Here is a 5,171-nt window from a genome sequence, read left to right on the forward strand (position 1 = left end):
GTTGGGGTGAGGGCCCCAGATCTCTCCGGACAGGGCGCACCCCTCACCCTGTCCCTCTCCCGCACGGGAGAGGGGACCCGCGCCTCGTTCGCCAGCGTCGCGAGGTGCGTGAATACCAGAGTCCTTTAGGACAGGGGGCCCAGGATCGAGCGGTGCGGTGCCACGTGCACCACCCCCACCTCCGGCTCCTCCCCGCAAGGGGGAGGAGAGGCGCTCGTCTCCCGACCGGAATGGCCGTCATCCACGCCGCCTCAGGTCAGAGGCTGCGCGAGAACACCAGCGGACCGCCCGGGGTGCCGCGCCCGTAAGGGGAGGGCGAGAGGGAGGGTGAGCCGTAGACCGTGGGCGCGCGCGCGCGGCCGATGTCGTCGGCCAGCGCCTTGATCAGCCCTTCGGAGACGGTGCGGGCGGTGGCCAGCACCATCTGGTTGGTCTCGACCGCCCCGGTGAAGCGGCGGTGGGCCGCCCGCAGGCGCTCGACGCCCTGCGGCGTAAAGCGGGCGAGCGCCACCGCGTTGGCCTTGGCGGTCTCCAGGCCCTGGAGGTAGGCGCCGGCCAGCGCCGCCTTGTCCTCGGATTCGGACAGGCCCTCGCGCAGCCGTCCGGCGCGGATGTGGGCGCTCTCGCGGGCCAGCAGCGCCTCCAGGGCCTCCATGGTCGCCGCGACCGAGACGACGAGGGCCTCGGCGGACGCCCGGTCGGCGACGGGATTACGTGGCAGCATGGGCGGCTCCGCTGGCGGCGGTCTGCATCTTCAGCATCTCGCGGTAGACCTGATCGGCGATGCCGACGCCGCCGCTCTTGGTGATCTGCGCGGCGTATTCCTTGGTCAGCATCGAGCGGTAGACCCCGCCGCCGGTGCCGTTCTCGCCCAGCGGCCCGTCCGTGCCCTCGGACTGGGTGATCCGGTCGAGGCTGTGCTCCAGGAACATCGATTCGAACTCGGTGGCGGTCTTCTTCGCCTTGGCGGCAGCGGTGGCGCCGGCCTTGGAGGCCGTCTCGGCGACGCTGCCGGCGATGGCCTTTCCGACGCCGATGGCGGCGGACGCCGCGAAGGTTGCGAGCGGGAGCATGGGTCACGGTCTCCGGTTGAGAGGGAATCCGAAAGAATCACATCAGTTCGATGTCGGCCTGCAGGGCGCCCGCGGCCTTGATCGCCTGCAGGATCGAGATCAGGTCGCGGGGGCCGACCCCCAGCGCGTTGAGCCCGTCCACGAGGTCGCGCAGGGTCACGCCCTCCTTGACCAGGGCGAGCTTGTTGCCGTCCCCGGTGTCGACCTTGACGCCGGTGCGCGGCACCACCGTCGTGCGCCCGTTCGAGAGCGGCGCCGGCTGGCTCACCTGCGGCTGCTCGGTGATGGTGACGGTGAGGTTGCCCTGCGCGATCGCCACGGTGGAGACGCGCACGTCGCGCCCCATGACGATGATGCCGGAACGCTCGTCCACCACCACCCGCGCGGTCTGGTCGGGCTCGACCTTGAGCTGCTCCACCTCGGTGATGAGGCGGATCATGTTGCCGTTGTACTTGGCCGGGATCTGGATCGTGACGGTGGCCGGGTCGGTCGGCTCGGCGGTGTCGGCGCCCATGAAGTCGTTGATGGCCGCCGCGATCCGCTTCGAGGTGGTGAAATCGGGGTTGCGCAGGGACAGGCGCAGGGAACGGGCGTCGTTGAGCTTGAACGCGATCTCGCGCTCGATGTTGGCCCCGTTCGAGATGCGCCCGTTGGTGGGCACGCCGCGGGTGATCTTGGCCGCATCCCCTTCCGCCGAGAAGCCGGCGATGGCCACCGAGCCCTGCGCCAGGGCGTAGACCTCCCCGTCCGCGCCCAGCAGCGGCGTGACCAGCAGCGTGCCGCCCTGGAGGGACTTGGCGTCGCCCAGCGACGAGACCGTGACGTCGATGCGCGTGCCCTGCGCCGCGAAGGGCGGGAGGCTGGCCGTCACCATCACCGCGGCCAGGTTCTGCGTGCGCATGGTCGCGCCGCGCGTGTTGACGCCCAGCCGCTCCAGCATCGCCTGGAGGGACTGCTTGGTGAAGGGGATGTTGTTGAGGGTGTCGCCGGTGCCGTTGAGGCCGACCACGATGCCGTAGCCGACGAGCTGGTTCTGCCGCACCCCCTCGATCGAGGCGAGGTCCTTGACCCGCGACAGGGCCGACGCCGGGCCGGACAGGCCCAGCACGAGGGCGGCGAGCGCCAGTGCGAGGCGGGCCGTTCGACGGAGACGGGTGGGGCGCTGGATCATGCCGGGCGTCGGTTGGAGTTCTTTTTGGATGTTGGCTCCGGCTCCGTTGCCAGGGCCGTGCCAGTCCCGGTCTCGTTGCAAGGCCTTGAAAGGATGCGGGTTTTTATCGGATGCCCGATTCGGCCGGCCCGGTGCGACGGCGCGCTTCCTGCCGACCCGGCAGGTTCTGCCGGGCCGTTTACCGCTGGTTAACCCTGCCGGCCGAGTGTCGGATGCGGGCCGGTCATGGGCCTGTCCTGCCCGGAGCGATCCCAGACCATGCGTGTCGATTCCCGCCTGCCGACCACGGCGACGACCACCGTCGCGACGGGGCGCCGGGCCGAGGGCGCGCAGAGCTTCAGCCTCGGCTCCGCCCCCGCGGCCACCGGAACGAGCGCCCCGCCCGCGGCGGCATCGCTTGCCGGCCTCGACGCGGTGCTGATGCTCCAGGGCGAATCCGACACGCCGGCCGAACGCCGCCGCCGCACGGCCAAGCGCGGCCACGACCTCCTCGACGGCCTCGACCGGCTGAAATACGCCCTGCTCTCGGGCAAGGTCGGAACGCACGAGCTGCGCGCCATCGCCGGCCGCCTCTCGGAGCGCGCCTCGGCCTCCGGCGACCCCCGCCTCGACGGCCTGATCGCCGACATCGAGCTGCGGGCGGCCGTCGAACTCGCCAAGCTGGAAGTCTCCCGCGGGGTCTGACGCCCGCAGATTGACGCGCTCTCCCCGATCCCCGACAAGGCGGCCGCCCGAGCACATGGAACACGGCGGCGCGGCCGGGCCGTCCCGTCGCGCCGGCCCGACGCCCGATGCTGTTCAACTCCTTCGTCTTCCTCCTCGCCTTCCTGCCGGCCGCGCTGATCCTGCACGGCCTGGCCGAGCGCTTCCGGCCGGCCTGGCGCCTGCCGGTCCTCGTCCTGCTCTCCCTCGTCTTCTACGGCTGGTGGGACCCGCGCTTCGTGCCCCTGCTGCTCGGCTCGATCCTGCTCAACTGGTGGGTGGCCCGCGCGTATCTCGGCACCCGGCGGGCCGTGCTGATCCCCCTGGCGATCGGCGCCAACCTCGCGGTGCTGGGGCTGTTCAAGTACCTCGATTTCTTCAGCGACCTCGCCAATCTGATCCCCGGCCTCGATGCGCCCAGGCTCGGCTGGGTGCTGCCGCTCGGCATCTCGTTCTTCACCTTCCACCACATCATGTACCTGAGCGACCTCAGGGCCGGGCGCGCGCCGGCCTTCGGGCTGGTGAAATACGCCCTCTACATCGCCTTCTTCCCGCAGGTTCTCGCCGGCCCGCTCGTGCGCTGGAGCGAGATCATGCACCAGTTCGACGAGCGCCCCTACGCGCGCCCGGACGCGGCCGAGCGCATCGGGCGCGGGCTGATGCTGCTCACGGTGGGGCTCGCCAAGAAGGTCTTCCTCGGCGATCCGCTCGCCGGCTACGTCAACCCGGTGTTCCAGGCCGCCGCCGCCGGCAAGGTGGTGACGGTGGCCGAGGCGTGGCAGGCGACGCTCGGCTTCACCTTCCAGATCTACTTCGACTTCTCCGGCTACACCGACATGGCGTTGGGCATCGCCCTGCTCTTCGGCCTCGTCCTGCCGCAGAACTTCGACGTGCCCTACCGCGCCACGAGCTTGCGCGACTTCTGGCGGCGCTGGCACATGACCCTGTCGCGCTTCCTGCGCGACTACCTCTACATCGCGCTCGGCGGCAACCGGCGGGGGCTGGCGCTCCAGCTCGGCGCGCTCTTCGCCACCATGACGCTGGGCGGCCTCTGGCACGGGGCGGGCCTCACCTTCCTCGCCTGGGGGGCCCTGCACGGGCTTGGCCTCGGCGCCGGGGTGCTCGGCCGGCGCGCGGGCCTGCGGGTGCCGGCGATGCTCGGCTGGCTCCTGACGGCGGCCTTCGTGACCCTGACCTGGGTGCTGTTCCGCGCCACCAGCTTCGAGGCGGCGCTTGCCGTGTTCAAGGGGCTGTTCGGCCTCGCGCCCGCGGGCTCCGGCTTCAAGTGGCGCACCATCGCCTTCGCGGCCGCCGTCGCCACGATCGGCCCGAGCGCGTGGGTCGCGGTGCACCGGCTGCCGCCCAGCCGCCTCCTGGCCTTCGGCTTCGGACTCCTGTTCGTGATCGTGCTCCTGAAGATCGGGGACGATGCGAACTACGAGTTCATCTACTTCCAGTTCTGAGGATGGCGCCCCCAGCCCCGCGGCCCTGGCGCCGCTTCGCGACGGTGATGAGTGCGACGGCGGCGGCGTGTCTCGCCGGCTACCTCGCGCTGGCCTACGCCATCGACCCCTACGACAGCGGGCGCTCAGTCCGGTTCTCGGTCGGCGGCGTGCGCCCGCAGGGGCCGCGCACGGCCGCCGCCAGCCGCGGGCGCGACCCCGCCTTCACGGGAGCGCTGATCGGCAACTCGCACATCCAGCTCGTGGAGCCGGCCCGCCTCACGGCGCTGACCGGCATCCCCTTCGTGCAGCTCTCCGTGCCCGCCACGGGGCCCGGCGAGCAGTTCCTGCTCCTCGACTGGTATCTGCGCCATCACCCGGCCCCCGCGGCCCTGGTGATCGCGGCCGACGAATATTGGTGCACCGACGACCCGGCGCTCCCCAACGCCAAGCCGTTCCCGTTCTGGCTGTTTGCCGCCGACACGCCCGCCTACCTGCGCGGGCTGCTGCGCTTCTCCGTGGCGCAGGAGGTGGCCGGCCGCATCGGCTGGCTGCTGCGTCGGCGCCGGCCGCTCGCCCAGGCGGACGGCTGGTGGGATTACGAGCCCGACTACCTGCGCCTGGGCTATGCCGACGACCCGCGCCTCGTGGCCGACCGGGAGCGGCGCGCGCCGGACACGCCCGACCCGCACCGGGCCGGCCCGTTCCCGGCCGCCGCGCGCTTCGCGTCGGCGCTCGCCCGCGTGCCGGCGGGAACACCAGCACCACGGGCGTTCCCGCCGG

The 5,171-nt window shown here is 71.9% G+C and carries 6 protein-coding genes; 3 read left to right on the forward strand and 3 right to left on the reverse strand.

Annotated features, from left to right (window positions below; genetic code table 11):
* Nucleotides 1-256: 256 nt before the first annotated feature.
* The 3 genes from COGEMETH_RS13655 to COGEMETH_RS13665 are packed head-to-tail and all read right to left on the reverse strand — an operon-like array spanning nt 257 to nt 2,244.
* Nucleotides 257-724 carry a hypothetical protein gene (locus tag COGEMETH_RS13655; RefSeq protein WP_238183192.1) on the reverse strand — a complete coding sequence of 156 codons (468 nt, stop codon included), beginning with the start codon at nt 722-724 and terminating at the stop codon, nt 257-259.
* The gene (locus tag COGEMETH_RS13660) at nt 711-1,073 is read right to left on the reverse strand and encodes a rod-binding protein (protein WP_238183193.1); all 363 of its coding nucleotides are present in this window, start codon (nt 1,071-1,073) and stop codon (nt 711-713) included. Before COGEMETH_RS13660 ends, COGEMETH_RS13655 begins: the two co-directional genes overlap by 14 nt.
* Nucleotides 1,074-1,110: 37 nt before the next feature.
* Complete coding sequence (locus tag COGEMETH_RS13665) at nt 1,111-2,244, reverse strand: flagellar basal body P-ring protein FlgI (protein ID WP_238183194.1); 1,134 nt, start codon at nt 2,242-2,244, stop codon at nt 1,111-1,113.
* A 258-nt stretch (nt 2,245-2,502) separates the two neighbouring features.
* Between COGEMETH_RS13665 and COGEMETH_RS13670 the strand changes: the two genes are divergently transcribed.
* From COGEMETH_RS13670 to COGEMETH_RS13680, 3 genes are all read left to right on the forward strand, one after another.
* The gene (locus COGEMETH_RS13670) at nt 2,503-2,928 is read left to right on the forward strand and encodes a flagellar assembly protein FliX (protein ID WP_238183195.1); all 426 of its coding nucleotides are present in this window, start codon (nt 2,503-2,505) and stop codon (nt 2,926-2,928) included.
* A gap of 107 nt (nt 2,929-3,035) precedes the next feature.
* Complete coding sequence (locus COGEMETH_RS13675; protein ID WP_238183196.1) at nt 3,036-4,409, forward strand: MBOAT family O-acyltransferase; 1,374 nt, start codon at nt 3,036-3,038, stop codon at nt 4,407-4,409.
* A gap of 2 nt (nt 4,410-4,411) precedes the next feature.
* Nucleotides 4,412-5,171 (forward strand): hypothetical protein (locus tag COGEMETH_RS13680; protein WP_373875366.1); only part of this gene is annotated, 760 nt, incomplete at its 3' end.

The organism is Methylobacterium trifolii (assembly GCF_022179685.1).
Lineage (GTDB): Bacteria > Pseudomonadota > Alphaproteobacteria > Rhizobiales > Beijerinckiaceae > Methylobacterium > Methylobacterium trifolii.

What these genes read in the sequence shown, in the direction of transcription:
- COGEMETH_RS13655 (WP_238183192.1), bottom strand. Translation starts at nt 724, where the DNA reads ATGCTGCCACGTAATCCCGTCGCCGACCGGGCGTCCGCCGAGGCCCTC.
- COGEMETH_RS13660 (WP_238183193.1), bottom strand. Translation starts at nt 1,073, where the DNA reads ATGCTCCCGCTCGCAACCTTCGCGGCGTCCGCCGCCATCGGCGTCGGA.
- COGEMETH_RS13665 (WP_238183194.1), bottom strand. Translation starts at nt 2,244, where the DNA reads ATGATCCAGCGCCCCACCCGTCTCCGTCGAACGGCCCGCCTCGCACTG.
- COGEMETH_RS13670 (WP_238183195.1), top strand. Translation starts at nt 2,503, where the DNA reads ATGCGTGTCGATTCCCGCCTGCCGACCACGGCGACGACCACCGTCGCG.
- COGEMETH_RS13675 (WP_238183196.1), top strand. Translation starts at nt 3,036, where the DNA reads ATGCTGTTCAACTCCTTCGTCTTCCTCCTCGCCTTCCTGCCGGCCGCG.